Origin of the sequence: Nonomuraea sp. NPDC050310 (genome assembly GCF_040655795.1) — a bacterium.
Taxonomy (GTDB): domain Bacteria; phylum Actinomycetota; class Actinomycetes; order Streptosporangiales; family Streptosporangiaceae; genus Nonomuraea.
Window position 1 is genome coordinate 72,443 of record NZ_JBFAKP010000011.1, and the last position, 18,301, is coordinate 90,743.

19 protein-coding genes are annotated in these 18,301 nt (G+C 72.9%); 13 read left to right on the forward strand and 6 right to left on the reverse strand.

Features of this window, described 5'->3' with window-relative positions; all coding sequences use genetic code 11:
• Nucleotides 1–20 precede the first annotated feature (20 nt).
• Together AB0I67_RS24600 and AB0I67_RS24605 are read left to right on the forward strand one after the other, a co-directional pair.
• Complete coding sequence (locus AB0I67_RS24600; protein WP_357927643.1) at nucleotides 21–488, forward strand: DUF1360 domain-containing protein; 468 nt, start codon at nucleotides 21–23, stop codon at nucleotides 486–488.
• Complete coding sequence (locus AB0I67_RS24605) at nucleotides 485–1,015, forward strand: DUF6328 family protein (protein ID WP_357927645.1); 531 nt, start codon at nucleotides 485–487, stop codon at nucleotides 1,013–1,015. Before AB0I67_RS24600 ends, AB0I67_RS24605 begins: the two co-directional genes overlap by 4 nt.
• Here AB0I67_RS24605 and AB0I67_RS24610 read toward each other — a convergent pair.
• Complete coding sequence (locus tag AB0I67_RS24610; RefSeq protein ID WP_357927647.1) at nucleotides 982–1,926, reverse strand: TIGR03557 family F420-dependent LLM class oxidoreductase; 945 nt, start codon at nucleotides 1,924–1,926, stop codon at nucleotides 982–984. The genes AB0I67_RS24605 and AB0I67_RS24610 overlap by 34 nt on opposite strands.
• 61 nt (nucleotides 1,927–1,987) lie before the next feature.
• Here AB0I67_RS24610 and AB0I67_RS24615 point away from each other — a divergent pair, with 61 nt between their 5' ends.
• The gene (locus AB0I67_RS24615) at nucleotides 1,988–2,137 is read left to right on the forward strand and encodes a GPGG-motif small membrane protein (RefSeq protein ID WP_020543887.1); all 150 of its coding nucleotides are present in this window, start codon (nucleotides 1,988–1,990) and stop codon (nucleotides 2,135–2,137) included.
• Here the strand turns inward: AB0I67_RS24615 and AB0I67_RS24620 are convergent.
• From AB0I67_RS24620 to AB0I67_RS24635, 4 genes are all read right to left on the reverse strand, one after another.
• Entirely contained in the window at nucleotides 2,127–3,659 is a 1,533-nt protein-coding gene (locus tag AB0I67_RS24620) for a Coagulation factor 5/8 type domain-containing protein (protein ID WP_357927648.1), read from the reverse strand. The genes AB0I67_RS24615 and AB0I67_RS24620 overlap by 11 nt on opposite strands.
• Nucleotides 3,660–3,737: 78 nt before the next feature.
• Nucleotides 3,738–4,469: a metallophosphoesterase gene (locus AB0I67_RS24625; RefSeq protein WP_357927650.1), complete on the reverse strand. Its 732-nt coding sequence runs from the start codon at nucleotides 4,467–4,469 to the stop codon at nucleotides 3,738–3,740.
• The gene (locus tag AB0I67_RS24630; RefSeq protein WP_357927652.1) at nucleotides 4,453–4,701 is read right to left on the reverse strand and encodes a BON domain-containing protein; all 249 of its coding nucleotides are present in this window, start codon (nucleotides 4,699–4,701) and stop codon (nucleotides 4,453–4,455) included. The genes AB0I67_RS24625 and AB0I67_RS24630 overlap by 17 nt, the downstream gene beginning before the upstream one ends.
• 47 nt (nucleotides 4,702–4,748) lie before the next feature.
• On the reverse strand, nucleotides 4,749–5,741 hold the full coding sequence (locus AB0I67_RS24635; RefSeq protein WP_357927654.1) for a DNA topoisomerase IB: 993 nt from the start codon (nucleotides 5,739–5,741) through the stop codon (nucleotides 4,749–4,751).
• An 82-nt stretch (nucleotides 5,742–5,823) separates the two neighbouring features.
• On the opposite strand from AB0I67_RS24635, the gene AB0I67_RS24640 reads away from it, so the two are divergent.
• From AB0I67_RS24640 to AB0I67_RS24650, 3 genes are all read left to right on the forward strand, one after another.
• On the forward strand, nucleotides 5,824–6,093 hold the full coding sequence (locus AB0I67_RS24640) for a hypothetical protein (RefSeq protein WP_357927655.1): 270 nt from the start codon (nucleotides 5,824–5,826) through the stop codon (nucleotides 6,091–6,093).
• On the forward strand, nucleotides 6,090–7,103 hold the full coding sequence (locus AB0I67_RS24645) for an SDR family oxidoreductase (protein ID WP_357927657.1): 1,014 nt from the start codon (nucleotides 6,090–6,092) through the stop codon (nucleotides 7,101–7,103). The genes AB0I67_RS24640 and AB0I67_RS24645 overlap by 4 nt, the downstream gene beginning before the upstream one ends.
• Nucleotides 7,104–7,168: 65 nt before the next feature.
• On the forward strand, nucleotides 7,169–8,998 hold the full coding sequence (locus AB0I67_RS24650) for a transketolase (RefSeq protein ID WP_357927659.1): 1,830 nt from the start codon (nucleotides 7,169–7,171) through the stop codon (nucleotides 8,996–8,998).
• A gap of 118 nt (nucleotides 8,999–9,116) precedes the next feature.
• Here AB0I67_RS24650 and AB0I67_RS24655 read toward each other — a convergent pair whose 3' ends face one another.
• Nucleotides 9,117–9,362 carry a hypothetical protein gene (locus AB0I67_RS24655; protein WP_357927661.1) on the reverse strand — a complete coding sequence of 82 codons (246 nt, stop codon included), beginning with the start codon at nucleotides 9,360–9,362 and terminating at the stop codon, nucleotides 9,117–9,119.
• 37 nt (nucleotides 9,363–9,399) lie between these two features.
• Between AB0I67_RS24655 and AB0I67_RS24660 the strand changes: the two genes are divergently transcribed.
• The 7 genes from AB0I67_RS24660 (at nucleotide 9,400) to AB0I67_RS24690 (ending at nucleotide 18,292) form a co-directional block, all read left to right on the forward strand.
• Nucleotides 9,400–9,921, forward strand: coding sequence for a shikimate kinase (locus AB0I67_RS24660; protein ID WP_357927663.1), 522 nt, complete (start codon nucleotides 9,400–9,402; stop codon nucleotides 9,919–9,921).
• A 47-nt stretch (nucleotides 9,922–9,968) separates the two neighbouring features.
• The gene (locus tag AB0I67_RS24665) at nucleotides 9,969–13,361 is read left to right on the forward strand and encodes a protein kinase (RefSeq protein ID WP_357927665.1); all 3,393 of its coding nucleotides are present in this window, start codon (nucleotides 9,969–9,971) and stop codon (nucleotides 13,359–13,361) included.
• An 83-nt stretch (nucleotides 13,362–13,444) separates the two neighbouring features.
• Nucleotides 13,445–14,572 (forward strand): hypothetical protein, encoded by a 1,128-nt coding sequence (locus AB0I67_RS24670; protein WP_357927666.1) that lies wholly within the window; start codon nucleotides 13,445–13,447, stop codon nucleotides 14,570–14,572.
• A gap of 34 nt (nucleotides 14,573–14,606) precedes the next feature.
• The gene (locus tag AB0I67_RS24675; RefSeq protein ID WP_357927668.1) at nucleotides 14,607–15,707 is read left to right on the forward strand and encodes a winged helix DNA-binding domain-containing protein; all 1,101 of its coding nucleotides are present in this window, start codon (nucleotides 14,607–14,609) and stop codon (nucleotides 15,705–15,707) included.
• A gap of 1 nt (nucleotide 15,708) precedes the next feature.
• The gene (locus tag AB0I67_RS24680) at nucleotides 15,709–16,620 is read left to right on the forward strand and encodes a sugar kinase (protein WP_357927669.1); all 912 of its coding nucleotides are present in this window, start codon (nucleotides 15,709–15,711) and stop codon (nucleotides 16,618–16,620) included.
• A gap of 27 nt (nucleotides 16,621–16,647) precedes the next feature.
• Entirely contained in the window at nucleotides 16,648–17,517 is an 870-nt protein-coding gene (locus tag AB0I67_RS24685; RefSeq protein ID WP_357927670.1) for a DUF4429 domain-containing protein, read from the forward strand.
• A gap of 85 nt (nucleotides 17,518–17,602) precedes the next feature.
• A complete protein-coding gene (locus AB0I67_RS24690; protein WP_357927671.1) occupies nucleotides 17,603–18,292 on the forward strand; it encodes a VIT1/CCC1 transporter family protein in 690 nt (229 codons plus the stop codon).
• The last annotated feature ends 9 nt before the right edge of the window (nucleotides 18,293–18,301 follow it).

Here is an 18,301-nt window from a genome sequence, read left to right on the forward strand (position 1 = left end):
GTGGCGGGTAGCGCTGAGCTGTGCTCGAGGAAACGGAACGCGAATACCGCAAGGGGCCCCTGGCCCCCTATCTCAAGATCCTCGCCGTGTACGGCGGAGCGGTCGGCCTGGCCGCGGCCCTGGCCGCGCTGACCGGCCGGCGACCGCCCGACCGGGTGGGCCCGCTCGACCTGGCCATCATGGGCATGTGCACGCACAAGGTCTCCAGGCTGATCGCCAAGGACCCGGTAACCAGCCCGCTGCGTGCGCCCTTCACCCGCTACCAGGGCGTCAGCGGCCCGGCCGAGCTGAAGGAGGAGCCGCGCAACGCCGTCGGCGAACTGCTGGCCTGCCCGTTCTGCCTGGCCCAGTGGACCGCCACCGGTTACGCGGCCGGTCTGGTCTTCGCGCCGCGGCTGACCCGGCTGGTCGGCGCGACGATGAGCGCGGTGGCCATCTCCGACTGGCTGCAGTTCGCCTACGCGAAACTGATGAAGGAGGCCGAGTGAGCGAGGGGCGCCTCGACCGGCACGCCGAACGCGGCGAGCCAGGCGAGAGCCACAAGGAACGGGTGGACCGCGAGCTGCAGGAACTCCTGCAGGGGCTGCGGGTGGCGGTCACCGGTGTGCAGGTGCTCTTCGCCTTCCTGCTGACCGTGCCCTTCCAGCAGGGCTTCTCCAAGATGGACAACGCGGGCCTGTGGTTGTTCTTCATCGCGTTGCTCGGCTCGGCGCTGGCCTCCGTGTGCTTCATCACCCCGGCGGCGCAGCACCGGCTCATCTTCCGCACGGGGCTGAAGGAGCGGATGCTGCACCGGGCCAACTCGCTCGGCGTGGCGGGGGCGGTCTTCCTGCTGATCGCGATGACCGCGGCGGTGTCGCTGGTGGCGGAGGTCGTGCTGAACGATCCGACGGCGGTCGCCTTCGGCGCGCTCGTGGCCCTGGTGGGCGGCTACTTCTGGCTGCTGCAGCCGATCCTCGACCTCCGCCGCGGCAACGGCGGTCAGCGCAACGCCGGCAAGACCTCGCGGGAGTAGAAGTCGAAGAAGGCGTCCTGGTCGTGGCCGATCTGGCTGATGTACACCTCGTCGAAGCCGGCCTCCACGTACTCGCGCACCCCTCGGATGTGCACCTCCGGGTCGGGGCCGCAGGGCGTCTGCGCTGAGGCCTCCTCGACCGTCACCATTTCCGCGAGCTGCTCGAAGTGCCGGGGCAGCGGCAGGAGCTGGGCGGACTCGCCCTTGATGCCCTGCGTGGGCCACAGCCGGTGGACGGTCTTGCGGGCCTCGGACTCGTCGGCGGCGTAGCAGACCTTGAGCCCGCCCTGGGCGGGCTTGCCCGCCTCCTTGAAGCGGGCGACGTTCTCGGCGTCCGGGCCGGTGGAGATGAACCCGTCGGCGATGCGGAGCGCCAGCTCGACCGACTTGGGCCCGAAGCCGGACATGTACACCGGCGGCGGCTCGTCCGGGAGGCTGTACAGCCGCGCGGTGTCCACCGAGTAGTGGCGGCCCCGGTGGGTGACCAGCTTGCCGCTCCACAGCTCCCGCATGAGGCCGACCGCCTCCTCCAGCATCTCCCTGCGTTCGGCGGCCGGCGGCCAGCGGGAGTCGAGGATGTGCTCGTTCAGCGCCTCACCGGTGCCGACCCCGAGCCGGAACCGGCCGCCGGTCAGGATGGCGCTGGTGGCCGCCGCCTGGGCCACGATCGCCGGGTGGATCCTGACCAGCGGGCAGGTGACGGCCGTGGTGATGGGCAGGCTGGTCACCGACGCGATCGCGCCGATGACCGACCAGACGAAGCCGCTTTGCCCCTGGACGTCAAGCCACGGGTGGTAGTGGTCGGAGATCCAGAGCGCCTCGAAGCCGGCCCGCTCGGCCGCCTGGGCCTGCCGTACGAGCTCCTTGGGGTCGTGTTCCTCGCTGCTGAGGAAGTAACCGAAAGTAGTCATGTGACATATCTGCCCTGGAGGTGTGCGTTAAGGCACGGCCTTTGAGGGCAGATGTGAGCTCATGGCTACTTTGCTCTGGATCATCGCGGTAATCCTCGTCATCGCTGGGATCTACGTGATCCTGGCTCGTCGCGATCTCCTGTGGGGGATCGTCCTGATCGTCCTGGGCTTCCTCGTGGGTCCGGGCGGTGTCTCCATCTTCAACGTGTAGCGCGGGTCGTGGCGGCCTGCCAGGTCTGCAGGTAGGCCTCGGCGCCGGCCGCCATGTCCCGCACAAAATCCTCGCCGGCGACGGCCCGCATGTCCTCGACCCAGTCAGGGACGAGGCCGTAGTGGGCCACGCCGTCGACGTTGTAGTCCCAGGTGCGCTGGCCCGTCATCGGGCGGGCCAGCCCACCAGGCAGCGGGTAGGTCACCGCACTGCCGGCGCGCGGCCCGGGCAGGGCGTGCATGCCGTTGGCGTCCATGCCGTACCCGAATCCGGTCCTGCCCAGCTCGTCGCGCAGGGCCTTGGTCTCCCGCCAGGTCCTGGTGAACTCCTCCGCGTGCCCGCTGATCGGCGTGATCATGCCGCCGAGCTGGTAGATGCGGCGGAAGTAGGTGGGGTCGGTCCAGCTGTGGCTGGAGATGACGCCCGGATAGCCGCGTGACTCCAGCAGATCCAGCGTCTGCGCCGCGGCCTTGACGCTCATGTGGTCGATCTCCACGATCATCCCGCGTGCGATCATGCCCTCGATCATGTACCGGCCGAGTGCGGTCAGGCCCTTGACGTTGCAGTGCGGGCCGGGCGGGTACAGCGGCAGCGGCGGGATGCCGAGCGAGAGCTCCTTGGGCAGCACGCCCGGCACGATGGTGTTGTCGTGCGCCGGGCCGGTGCAACGCTCGACCCGCCAGAAGCTTCCGGAGGACAGGAAGTTGCCCGCGTTGACGATCGCGCCCTGCGTGCCGGAGTCGAAGCGCACGCCGCACAGCGCGTTGTCGTACTTGTGGCAGACGAACATCGAGCGCACGCCGAGCGCGTGCATCTCGTCGAGCCCGCGGTCGATCTGGGCGCGGGTGCAGTGCGGGATGCCCAGCGTGGTGCGGCAGCCGAACGGCTCGGAGGTCTCGATGCCGAGCACGACGGCGAGCTTGCCCTGGGCGATGACCGCGCGGGCCTCCTCGGCGCTGCGCACGACGCGGAACCAGCCCTGGCCGGGTCCGCCCGCCTGGGCGTCGATGTGGTCCTGCAGCTCGAAGGTGCGCCGGGCCTCCAGGCGGAGGGTGGTCATCTCGTCGCAGGAGTTGGTCTTGATCGGGTAGATCGCGCAGAGCTGCCGGTTGGCGACCAGGTCGTTGACCATGATGCGCAGGCCGCCGCGCCAGGCGCGCTCGATCCACTCGTAGTAGTTCTGCTGGTGGGTCATCGAGTCGTGCGCCGGCCAGTCGCGGAAGGTCGGCCAGCCCACCGGGTCGTGGGTGCCGGTCGGGGAGCCGGTGCGGGTGAAGTTCTCGAACCACGCCAGTTCCCCGTTGGGGTGGTGGTCGAGGCAGTCGAGCAGGGCCCTGGCCGGGCCATCGGGGTGGAAGGGCTTGCCGCAGATGAGCCGGCCGCCGAAGGCCTCGTGGCTCATCAGGTGGTTGTGGGTGTCGACGTACCCCTGAACGGGCTGCGCCGCCGTACTCGAGGCAGCGGGGGGCGCGAGCGCGAAGAGCAGGAGGAAGGCGAGCAGGGCAGCGGCACGACGGAGCATGGGCACCTCGCGGGGCTACTTGGGGGGCGCCCCCAGCGTGTGCCCATGACTCCGGGCCGTCAAGGCCCAATATGAGCCTCACTCGTCATTCAGGCAGTACACCCCGTAGGCCCGCCCGAGCACGGGCAGCGCGACGTTGCGCACCCGGATCCCGCCGGGCGTCATGCCCTTCTCCGCGCCCTTGTGCGCGTGACCGTGCAGGATCAGCTCGGCCCCGACGCTGTCCACCGCCTCGGCCAGCAGGTAGCTGCCCAGGAAGGGGTAGATCTCGGGCGGCTCGCCCTCCAGAGTCTCCTTGACCGGCGAGTAGTGGCTCAGCACGATCTTCCGGTCCGCCTGGACCTCCTTCAGCGCGTGCTGCCAGGCCTCGGCGATGTGCCGGGTGTGGGCGACGAAGTTCTTCATCTCGCGCTCGCCGAACTCGCTGGCGCACTTGCCGGCGAACCCGCCGCCGAAGCCCTTGCCGCCGACCACGCCGATCTTGACCGGGCCGCAGTCCAGCACGTGGCTGTCGTCGTCCAGGACCACGATGCCGTGGTCACGCATCTCGGCGGCGATCTCGTACTGCTGGTCGGAGTGGTAGTCGTGGTTGCCGAGCACGGCGACGACCGGGACGGGCAGGTCCTTGAACTCCTGCGCGACCAGCCGGCCCTCCTCGGCGGTGCCGTGCCGGGTCAGGTCGCCCGCGAGCATGAGGACGTCGGCGCGCTCCTCGATCCCGCGCAGGCGCTCACGGTACTTGCCCCGGACGTCCTCGCCCAGGTGCACGTCTCCGACCGCTGCGATCCGGATCTCAGTCAAGATGCTCATCCTCCCCCGGCCTCGTCACGTCCACCACCTTGATCTCGTTGTGGACGTGCAGGTCCGGTGCCGTCTCCTGGGCCACCTCACCGATGACGCGGCGGTGCTCCTCGCCGGACACCTGGCCGCGCAGGAACACCTGGTCACCGCGCACGTCGACCCTGATGCCCAGCTCGTGGGTCCGTCCGTCCTCGGCCAGCGCCTTCTGCACTCTCGCCGCGATGTACTGCGGAGCCTCCATCGCTCGCCTCCCTCGGTAGAAGGGCCGCATGCCCGCCCGCACCGGGGTCAAACCGTCCGGCGGGCGCGCAGCAGCTTGATCACGGCCTGTTCCGCCGCGCCATGGGTGGCCGGTTGCCCCAGGTCGGTGCCGTCGCCGAGGCTGTCCAGCGGGATGGTCCTACCCTCTTCGAAGGCCTCCACCACCCTGGGATCCACATACGAGGTGCGCGCGACCGTCGGGGTGTTGCCGAGGTACTCCGAGACCTCCTTCATCACCCGCGCGACCGCCCGCCGGCCCCGCGAGTGCTTGGAGACGGCGAGGCCCACCGCCGCCAGCACCGTGGCGTGCCAGGTGCGGAAGTCCTTGGCGGTGATCTCGCACCCGGCCGTCTCGCGCAGGTAGTCGTTGATGTCCTGGCTGCGCACGTCCACCCAGCCGCCGTCGGTCCGGTAGCGCAGCAGCTCGCCCTCTCCGGCCTTCGACTTCAGCGACCTGATCACCGAGCAGACCGCCGGGTCGCTGACCACGATCTCCTGGGAGATGTCGCCCTTGGCCTGGTAGCAGCAGGTCACCGAGCCGTTGGCGCAGGTCACGTGCTCCATCCGGAGGGTGGCCAGGCCGAAGGTGTCGTAGCTCTCGGTGCCGATGCGGAAGAAGCCGACGTCGAGCATGCGCGCCGCGGCGGCCAGCACCCGCTCCCGGGTCAGGCCGCGCTGGGCCAGGTGGCGGTCGACCTGCTCGCGGAAGGCGGGCAGCCGCTCGGCGACCTCCAGGACCCGGTCGAACTTCAGCCGGTCCTGCTGCTCGCGCCACTGGTCGTGGTAGCGGTACTGCCGGCGGCCCGCCGCGTCGGTGCCGGCCGCCTGGAGGTGGCCGGCGGGGTCGGCGCAGATCCACACCTCGGTCCACGCCGGCGGGATCACCAGGGCACGGATGCGGCGCAGCACGGCGACCGAGCGCACGCGCCGGCCGTCCGGGTAGTGGTAACTGAACCCCCGGCCACGCCTCCGGCGGACGATTCCGGGCTCGTTCTGATCGCTGGGACGCAGTTCGGGCACGTCGGACGGGCTACCCGCCGGGTTATGGGACAAACGGTGGGGGTAGCGGGCAGAGGGAGAGCGAATGGCAGGAGGGAACGATATGGCCCAGAATGAACGCCCTGAGGACGTGCGGCCCGAGGAGTACTCGGAGTCCGGCAAGCCCATGGTGCCCGCGACCCCGCGGGATGTCGTCCACATCCGGGTGGGTTCGTTCATCCTGGTGTTCGCCTTGGCCATCGGGGTGCTCGGGCTCATCGCCCACGCGCCCGGGCTGACCTGGGCGGCCGGGATCGTGGCGGTGATCACCATCGTGGACATCGTCCTCGCACTGCGCCGCCAGCGCAGCAGAGGTGCGGGTGAGGCCGGGTGAGTCTGGCCGGGAAAGTGGTGGTCGTGACCGGCGCCAGTGGGGGCGTCGGTCGCGCTGTGGTGCGTGAACTCGGCGCCCGGGGCGCCCGCGTGGCGCTGATCGCCCGCGGCGCCACCGGCCTGGGCGCCGCCGCCGTGGACGTGGGCGTCGCCGGGGGCGAGGCCGTCGTCTACGAGGCCGACGTCGCCGACTACGGCGAGGTACGGCAGGCAGCCGAGCGCATCGAGGCCGACATCGGCCCCATCGACGTGTGGATCAACGCCGCCTTCTCCTCCGTCTTCGCCAGGTTCACCGAGATCTCCCCCGAGGAGTACGAGCGCACCACCAAGGTGACCTATCTCGGTTACGTGTGGGGCACCAAGGTCGCGCTCGACCTCATGCGCCCGCGCGACCGGGGCGCGATCGTCCAGGCCGGGTCGGCTCTCGCCTACCGGGCGATCCCCCTGCAGTCGGCCTACTGCGGCGCCAAGCACGCCATCAAGGGCTTCACCGAGTCGGTCCGCACCGAACTGCTGGCCGAGGGCAGCGGCGTGCACGTCACCATGGTGCAACTGCCCGCGCTCAACACCCCGCAGTTCGACTGGGTCCGTTCCAAGCTCGCGGGACGGCCGCGGCCCGTGCCGCCCATCTACCAGCCCGAGGTGGCCGCCGAGGCGTTGCTGCTGGCGGCCGAGCGCCCGGAGCGCAAGGAGTACTGGGCCGGCCTGTCCACGGTGCTCACGCTGCTGGCCAACCGGGCCGCGCCCGCGCTGCTCGACCGCTACCTGGCCCGCACCGGCGAGTCGGCGCAGCAGGACGGCGGCGGCAAGCCGCCCGGCGACCGGACCGGCAACCTGTGGGAGCCGCTGGACGACTCGCGTGACTTCGGCGCGCACGGCTCCTTCGACGAGCGGGCCCACCCGCGCAGCCTTCAGCTGTGGTTCAGCCGCAACCGCCGCGCGGCCCTCGCCGCGACGGGTGTGGCGGCCCTCGGCGGAGCGATTCTCGCCCGGCGCGTGACCCGGCGCTGACCTACCTGACGTTAACCGCCGCGTCGGGGGGTAGGCGCGAGCGGGAAGACCACGAGGAGGCCCCGATGCCCGAACGAGACCTGCAATTCCTGTGCGACCTGGCTGCACAGCTCAGAGTGGACTCGATCAGAGCTTCGGAGGCGGCCGGATCGGGCCATCCGACGTCGTCGATGTCGGCTGCCGATCTCATGGCGGTGTTGTTCAGTTGCCATCTGACCTATGACTTCGCCGATCCCGGCAACCCGCGCAACGACCACCTGATCTTCTCCAAGGGGCACGCCTCGCCGCTGCTCTACTCGCTGTACAAGGCGGCCGGCGCGATCAGCGACGAGGAGCTGCTCACCTTCAGGAAGCTGGGCTCCCGGCTGGAGGGCCACCCGACACCGCGCCTGCCGTGGGTGGACGTGGCGACCGGCTCGCTGGGCCAGGGACTGCCGGTGGGGGTCGGCGTCGCGCTGGCCGCGCGCCTGGAACGTTCGCCGAGCCACGTGTGGGTGCTGTGCGGCGACAGCGAGCTGGCCGAGGGGTCGGTCTGGGAGGCGGCCGAGCACGCCGGGCAGGAGGGACTGGCCGGCCTGACCGCGATCATCGACGTCAACCGGCTCGGCCAGCGCGGGCCCACCCGGCACGGCTGGGACACCGGCGCCTACGCCCGGCGCTTCGGCGCCTTTGGGTGGCACACCATCGAGATCGACGGGCACGACCCGGGCGAGATCGACTACGCGCTGTCCGACGCGGCCGGCACCCGCCGCCGCCCCACGGTGATCCTGGCCCGCACCCGCAAGGGCGAGGGCGTCAACGAGGTGGAGAACCGGGAGGGCGCGCACGGCAAGCCGCTCAAGGACCCCGAACGCGCGATCACCGAGCTCGGCGGCGAGCGCCGGCTGACTGTGGAGGTGCGCCGGCCCGACCCGGCCGATCCCCGGCCGCCGCGCGAGCTGGCCTCGCTCAAGCTGCCGGAGTTCGAGCGCGGCCAGAGCGTGGCCACCCGCACCGCCTACGGCGAGGCCCTGGCGGCGCTCGGCGCGGCCCGCGCGGACGTGGTGGCGCTCGACGGCGAGGTGGCCGACTCCACCAAGACCGAACGTTTCGCCGAGCTGTTCCCCGAGCGGTTCGTCGAGTGCTACATCGCCGAACAGCAACTGGTCGCGGCGGCGATGGGCTTCCAGGCGCGCGGCTGGGTGCCGTACGCGGCGACCTTCGCCGCCTTCTTCTCCCGGGCCTTCGACTTCATCAGGATGGCCGGGGTGAGCGGTTCCGATCTGCGGCTGATCGGCTCGCACGCCGGGGTGGCGATCGGCGAGGACGGCCCGTCCCAGATGGGGCTGGAGGATCTGGCGATGGTGCGCGCCGTGCACGGCAGCACCGTGCTCTACCCGTGCGACGCCAACCAGGCCGCCGCGCTGGTCGCCGAGATGGCCGACCTGGACGGGGTCTCCTACCTGCGCACCACGCGCGGCGACACTCCGGTGATCTACCCGGCCGGCGAGCGGTTCCCGGTGGGCGGCTCGCGGGTGCTGCGCCGTTCGGCGGAGGACCGGGCCACCGTGGTGGCCGCCGGGGTGACCGTGCACGAGGCGCTGGCGGCGGCGGACGAGCTGGCCAAGGAGGGCCTCGCGGTCGGCGTGATCGACCTCTACTCGGTCAAGCCGGTGGACGTCGCGGCGCTGCGCGAGGCGGCGATCACCACCGGCACGCTCATCACCGTCGAGGACCACCGGGCCGAGGGCGGCCTGGGCGACGCCGTCCTGGACGCGGTCGCCGAGCTCGGGCCCCGCGTGATCAAGCTGGCCGTGCGCGGCCTGCCCGGTTCGGCCACGCCCGCCGAGCAGCTCGCCGAGGCGGGCATCGACCGCTCGGCCATCGTCTCCGCCGTCCGGCGCCTGGCCGGCTGAGCCTTCGTCCCGCCGGATCGGGCCGGTCCGCCCGGCTCCGGCGGGACGAAGGAAAACCGGCCGACCTGGAGTGGTCGGCCGGCCGAGGGAGGCGGGCGGGATCGGGGCGATCGGGGGATCACACCTCCGGGTCCACGATGCGGCGCTCCTCGTACACGGTCTCGCGAGTGCGCTCCGGCGCGGTGGGATGCACGATCTCCCTCGTCACCCGCACCCGGTAGAGGCCGAAGAGCATCATCGCGATACCGCCGATCATCAAGATGACGCCGACGATGTTGATGTCCAGGCCCGCGATGTCGAACTCGACCGCCCAGGTGAGGATGGCGCCGAGCATGATGAGCACGATGCTTCCGGCGATTGTCATCGGATTACCTCCTTAGCACCGAGGAACTTCTATCCCCATGTCGAAAAACAAACCCGTCGTGGTGATCGGCCTGATGGGCTCCGGTAAGACGACCGTCAGCACACTGCTGGCCCGTGCCCTCGACCTGCCCCTGAGCGACAGCGACCCCTGGTTGCGCGACCATCACCGGGCCACGGCCGCCGAACTCGCCGCCGGCCAGGACCCGTCGGTCCTGCACGCCCGCGAGGCCGCGCACGTCCTGGAGGCGTTGCGCAGGCCCCAGGTCATCGCCGCCGCGGCGAGCGTGGTGGAGGACCCCGGCGTACGGCAGGCGCTGCACGACAGCGGCGCCTTCGTCGCCTGGCTCGACGCGCCCGACGCCGTGCTCCGCGAGCGCATGAAGTCGGGCACGCACCGCCCCGGTTTCGACCCGGCGGTGATGCGGGCGCGGCGGCAGCCGTACTTCGAGCGGGTGGCCGACGTGAAGGTCGACGTCGGCTCGAAGACGCCGGAACAGGCGGCCGAGCAGATCCTCCAAGCCCTGGTTTCGGACAGCCCGAAGCCCGGGATCACCGAATAATCGGACAGAACCAATCGCGGAACGAGAGCATCTAAGCTGCAGTGACGATGCGCTTGCTTCCCGGGGATCCGGAGCGACTCGGCGGCTATTGGCTGGCGGGGCGGCTCGGCACGGGCGGCCAGGGCATCGTCTACGAGGCCTATGACGAGCAGGGCCGGCGCTTCGCGGTCAAGGTCCTGCACTACGGCGTGCCCGACCAGATGGCGAAGGAGGCGCAGGCGGCCGGCAAGGTCGCCTCCTTCTGTACCGCCCGCGTGGTCGAGGTACGCCTGGAGGGGCCGCAGCCGTACCTGGTCAGCGAGTTCGTGGCCGGGCCTGATCTGCGCCGGGCGGTCCAGCGGCAGGGCCCCTACCAGGGCGGCGCGCTGGACCGGCTGGCCGCGGCCCTGGCCACCGCGCTGGCCGCGGTGCACCGGGCCGGCGTGGTGCACCGCGACTTCAAGCCGGAGAACGTGCTGCTCGGCCCGGACGGGCCGCGGGTGATCGACTTCGGCGTCGCCCGGCTCGGCCAGACCTCCAGCACCGGTTTCGCCGCCGGGACGCCCACCTACATGGCCCCCGAGGTGTTCACCGGCGCGCGGGCGAGCGCCGCCTCCGACGTCTTCGCCTGGGGCGGGGTGGTGCTGTTCGCCGCGACCGGCGAGGACCCGTTCCAGGCCGAGAGCCTGGGCGGGGTGATGCACCGGGTGCTGACCGTCGATCCCGACCTCGGCCCGTTGCGCGGGCCGCTGCGCGAGCTGGTGGGCCGCGCGCTGGCCAAGGACCCCGGCGAGCGGCCCAGCGCCGAGGAGCTCCTGCTCGGCCTGCTCGACCGCGGGGCGAGCCAGGGGGAGGATCCGGAGCGGGCGGGCTTCGCCGACCTGGCCCCGCCGCCGGATCCCGCGCCGGCTCGGCCGCTGGGCGAGCGCGCCGAGGAGCTCTACGCCACGCTCACCCCCGCCCAGCAGGAAGCGCTGCCCGGCCTGCTGTTGCGCATGCTCGGCGAGGACTCCGTCCGCCCGCTGCCCGCCGCCGAGATCGACGATCCCGAGCTCATCTCACGACTGACCGAAAAGGGGCTGCTGCTACGGCGCAGCATCCCGGTCCCGCCCACCGACACCGAGACCGGCAAGCTCGTGGCCGTGGGCGACGGCTCGGTCGTGCCGGCCAGCGCCGCGCTCTTCCACGCCTGGCCGCGGCTGCGCGGCTGGGTGGCCGAGGACCGCGACGGCCTGCCCACCCACCGGCGGCTCCGGGAGGCGGCCCGGCGCTGGGCCGAGCGCGACCGGCGGCGGGCCGACCTGCTGCACGGCTCCGCCCTCGACGAGGCGCTCACCTGGGCGGCGACCGGCCGCCGGCATCTGGCGCCGAACCGGCTGGAGCGCGACTACCTGGCCGCCGCCCGCGCCCAGGCCCGTCGGCGCGGCCGGTTCCGTGCGATGGCGACGATCGGCCTGGCCGCGATGCTGGCCGTCGCGGTGGCCGCCTCGCTGCTGGTGCTGCACCAGCACGGCGAGCTGTCCGTGAAGCTCACCGAGGCCAACGCCCGGGCCATCGCCGCCCGCGCCGACAGCGTGCGCGGCAGCGACCCGCGCGCGGCGATGCGGCTGAGCGTGGCGGCCTGGAAGGTCTCGCCGGTCTTCGAGGCCCGCACCGCGCTCCAGCGTTCGCTCGCCCAGCCGGAGCTGGCCGTCTTCACCGACCCCGAGGCCGACACCGGCGCCCGCTACCAGCTCGCCGACGACGGCCGCGGCCTGGTCAGATGGCTCGGCGACCGGGTCACCCGCTGGGACGTGGCGACCGGGGCCCGGATCGCCGACCACACCGTCCCGGCCGACCTGCAGCGCGCCAGCGAGCTGAGCCCCGACGGCGCGCTGATCGCCGGAGTGCGGGAGGGCGCCACCCGCGTGCTCGACCTGGCCACCGGCCGCCAGGTCGGCGAGGGGCTGCCGGCCGGCGACTACGTGTGGCTGTACGGCGGGCGGCTGGTCACCGTCACCGCCGCCGACCGCGACCGGCTCTACTCGGCCACCACCGGCGACGAGCTGCTCGACGTGACCGGCAAGGCGGTGACCGCCTCGGCCGACGGGCGCTGGGTGTGCGTGGCCGACCACACCGGCCGGGTCGAGCTGTGGGAGGTCGGCACGCGCCGCCGTACCTACTCCGGGAAGGTCGAGCCGCCGGTCACCCGCGAGGCGGGGCCGCCACCGGCGGCCTTCAGCGCCGACGGGCGGCGGCTGGCGATCGTGGGCAGCCAGGGCACCGTGCTGGTCGACACCGCCAAGGGCCGGGCCGAGCCCGAGCTGCTGGCCGCGACGGCGGCCACCGCGCCCGCGTTCAGCCCGGACGGGCGCTTCCTGGCGATCGAGAGCCAGGAGGGCTTCGACCTGTGGCGGCTGTCCGACGGCCACCTGCTGGCCGGCTACCCGGCCGACGAGGCCGGGGGCGACTTCGCCTTCTCCGCCGACGGCCGGCGGCTCACCTACCTCAAGGACGGCGGCAGCGTGGTCTCGCTGGACGTCTCCGGCGCGGTCGAGCGGCCAGACCCGCGGCCCGAGCTGGCCGCCGACAGCGCGGTCACCACGCTGTCGGCCGACGGCAAGGTCGTCGCGGCCGAGGCCGGGGCGACGATCGAGCTCACCGACGCCGAGCTGCGCCGGCCGCTCGGCCGGATCGAGGCCAAGGGCGCGCCCGCGTTCGCGGCGGGCGGCAAGGTCATGGCGATCGCCGGGGACCCGGTCACCGTCTGGACGGTCGCCGACCGCACCCGCATCGCCCAGCTCGACGTGGGCGAGTACCGCACCACGATCGCCCTCTCCCCCGACGGCGACACGCTGGCCGCGGCGGGCAACCAGGACGTGCAGGTCTGGGACGTGCGCGCGGCCAAGCTGACCCGGACGGTGCGCAGCGAGCGCGTCACCGCGCTGGCCTTCTCCCCCGACGGCCAGACCCTCGCCGCCGGGGCCGACCTCATCCACCTGCCGACCGGGCGGGTGGCTCGCGACAAGGCCGGAGTGGCGCGGCTGGCGCCGACCTCGATCGCCTTCTCCCCCGACGGCCGCAGCCTGGCCTACGGCCTGAACGACGGCCGGATCCAGCTCTGGAGCGTGGCCGAGCGCCGCGAGGCGGGCAGCCTGGCGGCCGGGGAGAACGTGAACGCGCTGCGCTTCTCCCCCGACGGCCGGCTGCTGGCGGTCAACGGCCGCTGGGTGCGGCTGTGGGAGGTCACCACGCTGCGCGAGCTGGGCCAGGTGCCGATCGGCCAGTACTCCAGGGAGCTGGCCTTCAGCCAGGACGGCCGCCGGCTGCTGGGCGTGCTGCCCGACGGCTCCGTCCAGGACTCGCCGGTGGATCCGGCGCTGGCGGTGGCCGAGGTCTGCGAGCGGGCCGGGGGCGGGCTCAGCCGGCAGGAGTGGGAGCGGTGGATCCCGGAGACGGCCTACCGCACCGACCTGTGCTGAGCGCAGACCGCGACGAATCCGGGTCTCGCTCGTTGAGACCGGGTGGACGCTGAAGCCGCGACCGGGGGGCCGGAGGGAGACGCATGCGGGTGGTGATCGTCAGCCGGGGGGATCAGGCGCCGGGGCTTGATCACAGGGACAACGACGTGGCCTACGTGATCAGCGGGGGGCCGCAGGTCATCCCGTGGGCCAGGCACATCGAGGACGTGGGGGACCTGTCCGATCCGGCCCTGGTGCTCAAGGCGGCCGGGCTGTGCGTGACGGCGCTCGGCGGGGTGGACGCGATCGTCGTGCTGGACCCGAGGGACCTGTACCTGGGCGGGCTGCTGCGCGAGCGCCTGGAGGTGCCCGGCCACTCGCTGGCCTTCCTGCGCGGTGTGCTGGACGACGCGGCGGCCAAGGAGCGGGTGGCCGCGGCCGGGCTGTCCGCGCCGCGCTTCGCCCAGGCGGCCACGATGGCGCAGGTGCGCCGGTTCGTGCAGGAGCTCGGCAGCGCGGCCGTGGTCAGGCCGGCCGGCGGGCGGCCGGTGGTCGTGCCGTACGGGCTCGACCCGGCGATCGTCTTCGGCGCGCCGGAACTCGGCCCGGCGCTGGTCGAGGAGTTCGTGCCGGGACCGGTCTGGCACGTGGACGGGCTGGTCCACCAGGGGCGGCCGCGCTTCGCCCGGGCCTCGCGCTACCTGGGCACCCGTTACGGCTACGAGCGGGGCGAGCCGCTGGGCTCGGTGGAGCGGTCCGACGCCGAGGCCGAGACGATGACCGCCTTCGCGCTGGCCTGCCTGCGCGCGCTCGGCGTGGCCGACGCCGTCTTCCAGGCCGAGCTGGTGCAGGCCGAGAGCGGCCCGGCCTTCCTGGGGCTCGACCTGCATCCCGGCGGCCCCGCGGCCGAGGTGTTACGGGAGGTGCACGGCGCCGACCTGGCGCGGGCGTGGATCGGCGCCCAGCTCGGCCAGGCGCCCGGACCCTTCCCGCCTCCGGTCGAGCACGCCGGCTACCTGCTGGTCCCGGGCCGGCCCGGCCGCACGCTGCGCTGGGCGGTCGCCCTGGCCGGCCGCCTGCCCGGTCTGTACGGCGAGGCCGTCCCGCCCGCCGGTCACCTGTTCCAGCCCGGCGAGCCGGCCGGGGTGTTCCGCTTCCGGCTGCCCGCCGCCGCCGACGTGGAACGGTCGATCACGGCGGCGATCTCCGCCTTCACCTTCGAGAGCACCTGATCCCGCCGGCCGGCCCTTGAGTAGGGTGCTCGCCATGGATCCCCTCCTCAGCCGGCGGGCGCTCAACCGCGCCACCCTGGAGCGCCAGTGGCTGGTGCGCCGCTCGAACCTGTCCGTCCTCGACATGGTCACGCATCTCGCCGGCCTCCAGGCGCAGACCCCGCACACCTGGTACACCGGCCTGTGGAACCGCATCGAGGGCTTCACCGCCGAGGCCGCCTCCGACCTGCTCGCCTCGCGGGACCTGGTCAGGATCGCGCTGCAGCGCAGCACCATCCACCTGGTCACCGCGGACGACTGCCTGGCGATGCGGCCCCTGCTGGAGCCGCCGACCGCGCGGATGACGCGCACCACCTTCGGCAAGAAGGTGGCCGGGGCGCCGGAGGCGGAGCTGGCCGAGGTGGGCCGCCGGCTGGTCGAGGAGCGGCCGATGACCTTCGCCGAGCTGGGCCGGGCGTTGCACGAGCACTGGCCGGAGGCCGACGCGCACGCGCTGAGCATGTACGTGCGCTGGCTGGTTCCGCTGGTGCAGGTGCCGCCGCGCGGCCTGTGGGGGCGGAGCGGCCCGATCGCGCACACCAGCGCGGAGTCGTGGATCGGCCGCGAGGTGCCTCCGATGAGCCTGGAGGAGTTCGTGCGCCGCTACCTGGCCGCCTTCGGGCCGGCCTCGGTGATGGACATGCAGACCTGGTCGGGGCTGACCCGGCTGAACGAGGTCTTCGCCGGGATGGACCTGCCGCGCTTCCGTGACGAGAACGGCCGCACGCTGTACGACCTGCCGGACGCGCCGCGCCCCGGCGAGGACCTGCCGGTGCCGGTGCGCCTCATGTACGACTTCGACAACCTCTTCCTGGGCCACGCCGACCGCAGCCGGGTCATCGACGAGCGCACGGCCGAGGTCTCGGCCGGGTTCGTGCGCGCCAACGTGATGTGGCGCATCGTCCTGGTCGACGGCTTCCCCGCCGGCGACTGGACGATCGCCGGCGCCAAGGGCACGACGACGCTGACCATCCACCAGTGGCGGCCCATCCACGATCTGGACGCCGTCGCCGCCGAGGCCCGCCGCCTGCTTGACTTCCTGGCACCCGGCGACCACCACGAGATCGCCGTGACCGACCAGCCTTCGAGGATCTGACATGCTCGTGACCTTCGGCGAGACCATGGCGCTGTTCGTCGCGCGCCGCACCGGCCCGCTGCGCTTCGCCCGCGACTTCGACCTCGGCATCGGCGGAGCCGAGTCCAACCTGGCCATCGGGGTGACCCGGCTGGGCGGCGAGGCCGCCTGGATCGGCCGGGTCGGCGCCGACGAGTTCGGCGACCTGATCCGGACGACGCTCCGGGGGGAGGGCGTGCGCACGCACGCGATCACCGACGACGAGGCGCCGACCGGGCTGATGATCAAGGGCCGGCGCACCGCCGACCTGATCGACGTCCGGTACTACCGCCAGGCCAGCGCCGGCTCGCGGTTGTCGCCCGATGACCTCGACCCGGAGCTCATCCGCTCGGCCCGGGTGCTGCACGTCTCGGCCATCACCCCGGCGCTGTCGGCCTCCGCCCGCCAGACCGTACGGCATGCGGTCGAGGAGGCCAGGGCCGCGGGCGTGCTGGTCTCGCTCGACGTCAACTACCGCCGGGCGTTGTGGTCGCCGGAGGAGGCCGGGGCCTGGTTGCGCGACATCGTCGGCGAGGTGGACGTGCTGTTCGCCACCGAGGAGGAGGCCCGGCTGATCAGCGACGAGCCGGGCAGGCTGCCGCCGCGGCACGTGGTGCTGAAGTTCGGCGCCAAGGGCGCGATGGAGCACTCCGACGGGGTGGAGCGGCGGGCCGAGCCGTACCGGGTGACCGAGGTGGACTCGGTCGGGGCGGGCGACGCCTTCGCGGCGGGCTGGCTGGCCGAGTGGCTGGCCGGGGCCGAGCCCGAGCAGCGGCTGAGCACGGCCTGCGCGGCCGGGGCGTTCGCGGTGACCTCGCAGGGCGACTGGGAGAGCCTGCCGCGCCGGTCGGATCTGCGGCTGCTCACCGGCGGCGGCGACGGGGTCAGCCGCTGAGCCCGTTGTGCTCCTAGACTTGTCCACATGTCCGAGATCATTGGCTCCGACGGCACGTGGACGTTCAACGGCGAGGTCCTGCGCATCGTCCCGGGCATCGGCTCGGGCGTCCACGAGCTCCGCAAGACGCTGGGCGAGCTGACGATCCCGCTGGAGGCGATCGCCGGGCTGGCCTTCGAGCCCGGGCGGAAGGGCGGGCACCTGCGGCTGCGGCTGCGCAAGGGCGCCGATCCGCTGAGCGAGGCGGTCGCCGGCGGGCTGGGCGCGCCCGCCGACCCCTACCGGCTGGCGGTGCCGAAGGACCGGCGGGGCGCGGCGGACTACATGGTGGACGAGGTCCGCGACATGCTGCAGGTCTACCAGGTGCCCGCGGGGCCGTGCGAGCACTACCTGCTGCCCGCGCCGGAGGTGCCGATCACCGCCTCCGCGGGCGATGCCACCGTGACCTTCGACGGCGAGTGGGTGCGGCTGGTCTGGACGTGGCTGGCCGCCTCGGCGAAGGAGGCGGCGGGGCCGCAGGAGTACCGGCTGTCGGACCTGACGGGGGTGGAGTGGAGCCCGCTGTCCGGCGTGGGGTACGGCAGCCTGCGGTTCCGGGTCAAGGACGGCGGCCCGGACAAGCGGCCGGACAAGGACCTGCGCTGCGTCTCGTGGGGCATCCAGAAGTTCGGCGGCACGACCGCGCTGGTGGCGGCGGCGGTGCTGGCCCGGCTCGACCGCGGTCCGGCGAGCCTGGAGGCGGCCCCGCCGGCGCTCGCCCCGGCCGAGCCGGCGGCCGACCACGACGCGGTGTTGCGCCGCCTGGCCGAGCTGGGCGAGTTGCACCGCGCCGGGGTGCTCACCGACGAGGAGTTCGCCGCCGCGAAACAGGGGATGTTGCGGCGTCTGACGGATTAGCCCAGGTCAAGCCCCGTTTTTCGGGGACTTTGGCTAGGCTCTCCTCGCTTGCGGATCATCTTTTCCCGCCATACCGTCACAAATCATGAAAGAGCACCACCACCGCGACGTGACCGGCGGCTGGCTCCGACCCGCCGTGTTCGGCGCGATGGACGGCCTCGTCTCCAACTTCGCGCTCATCAGCGGCGTGGTCGGCGCGGGCGCCACCGGCACCGTCGCGGTCGTCACCGGACTGGCCGGCCTCGTCGCCGGCGCCTGCTCCATGGCGGTCGGCGAGTACACCTCCGTCGCCTCCCAGACCGAGCTGACCAAGGCCGAGATCGAGAATGAGAAGGCCGAACTGGCCCGCAACCCCGAAGGCGAGCTGGCCGAGCTGACCGCCCTCTACCGCGGGCGCGGCCTCGACGCCGAGACCTCGGAGAAGGTCGCCCGCCAGCTCACCGCCGAGCCCGAGGTCGCCTGGCGGGTGCACGTGCGCGAGGAGCTCGGGGTCGACCCCGACGACCTGCCCTCGCCCTACCTCGCCGCGGGCTCCTCCTTCGCCGCCTTCGCGGCCGGTGCCGCCGTACCCGTGCTGCCCTTCGCGCTCGGCGCCACCGGCCTGCTGGTCGCCGCCCTGGCCAGCGTGCTGGGCCTGCTGCTGGCCGGCGGCATCGTCGCCCGGCTGACCGCGCGGCCGTGGTGGGCCGGGGCGTTGCGCCAGCTCGTGCTCGGCGCCTTCGCCGCCGCGGTCACCTACGGCATCGGCAGCGCGGTGGGAGCGAGCCTGGGATAGGTATTTTTA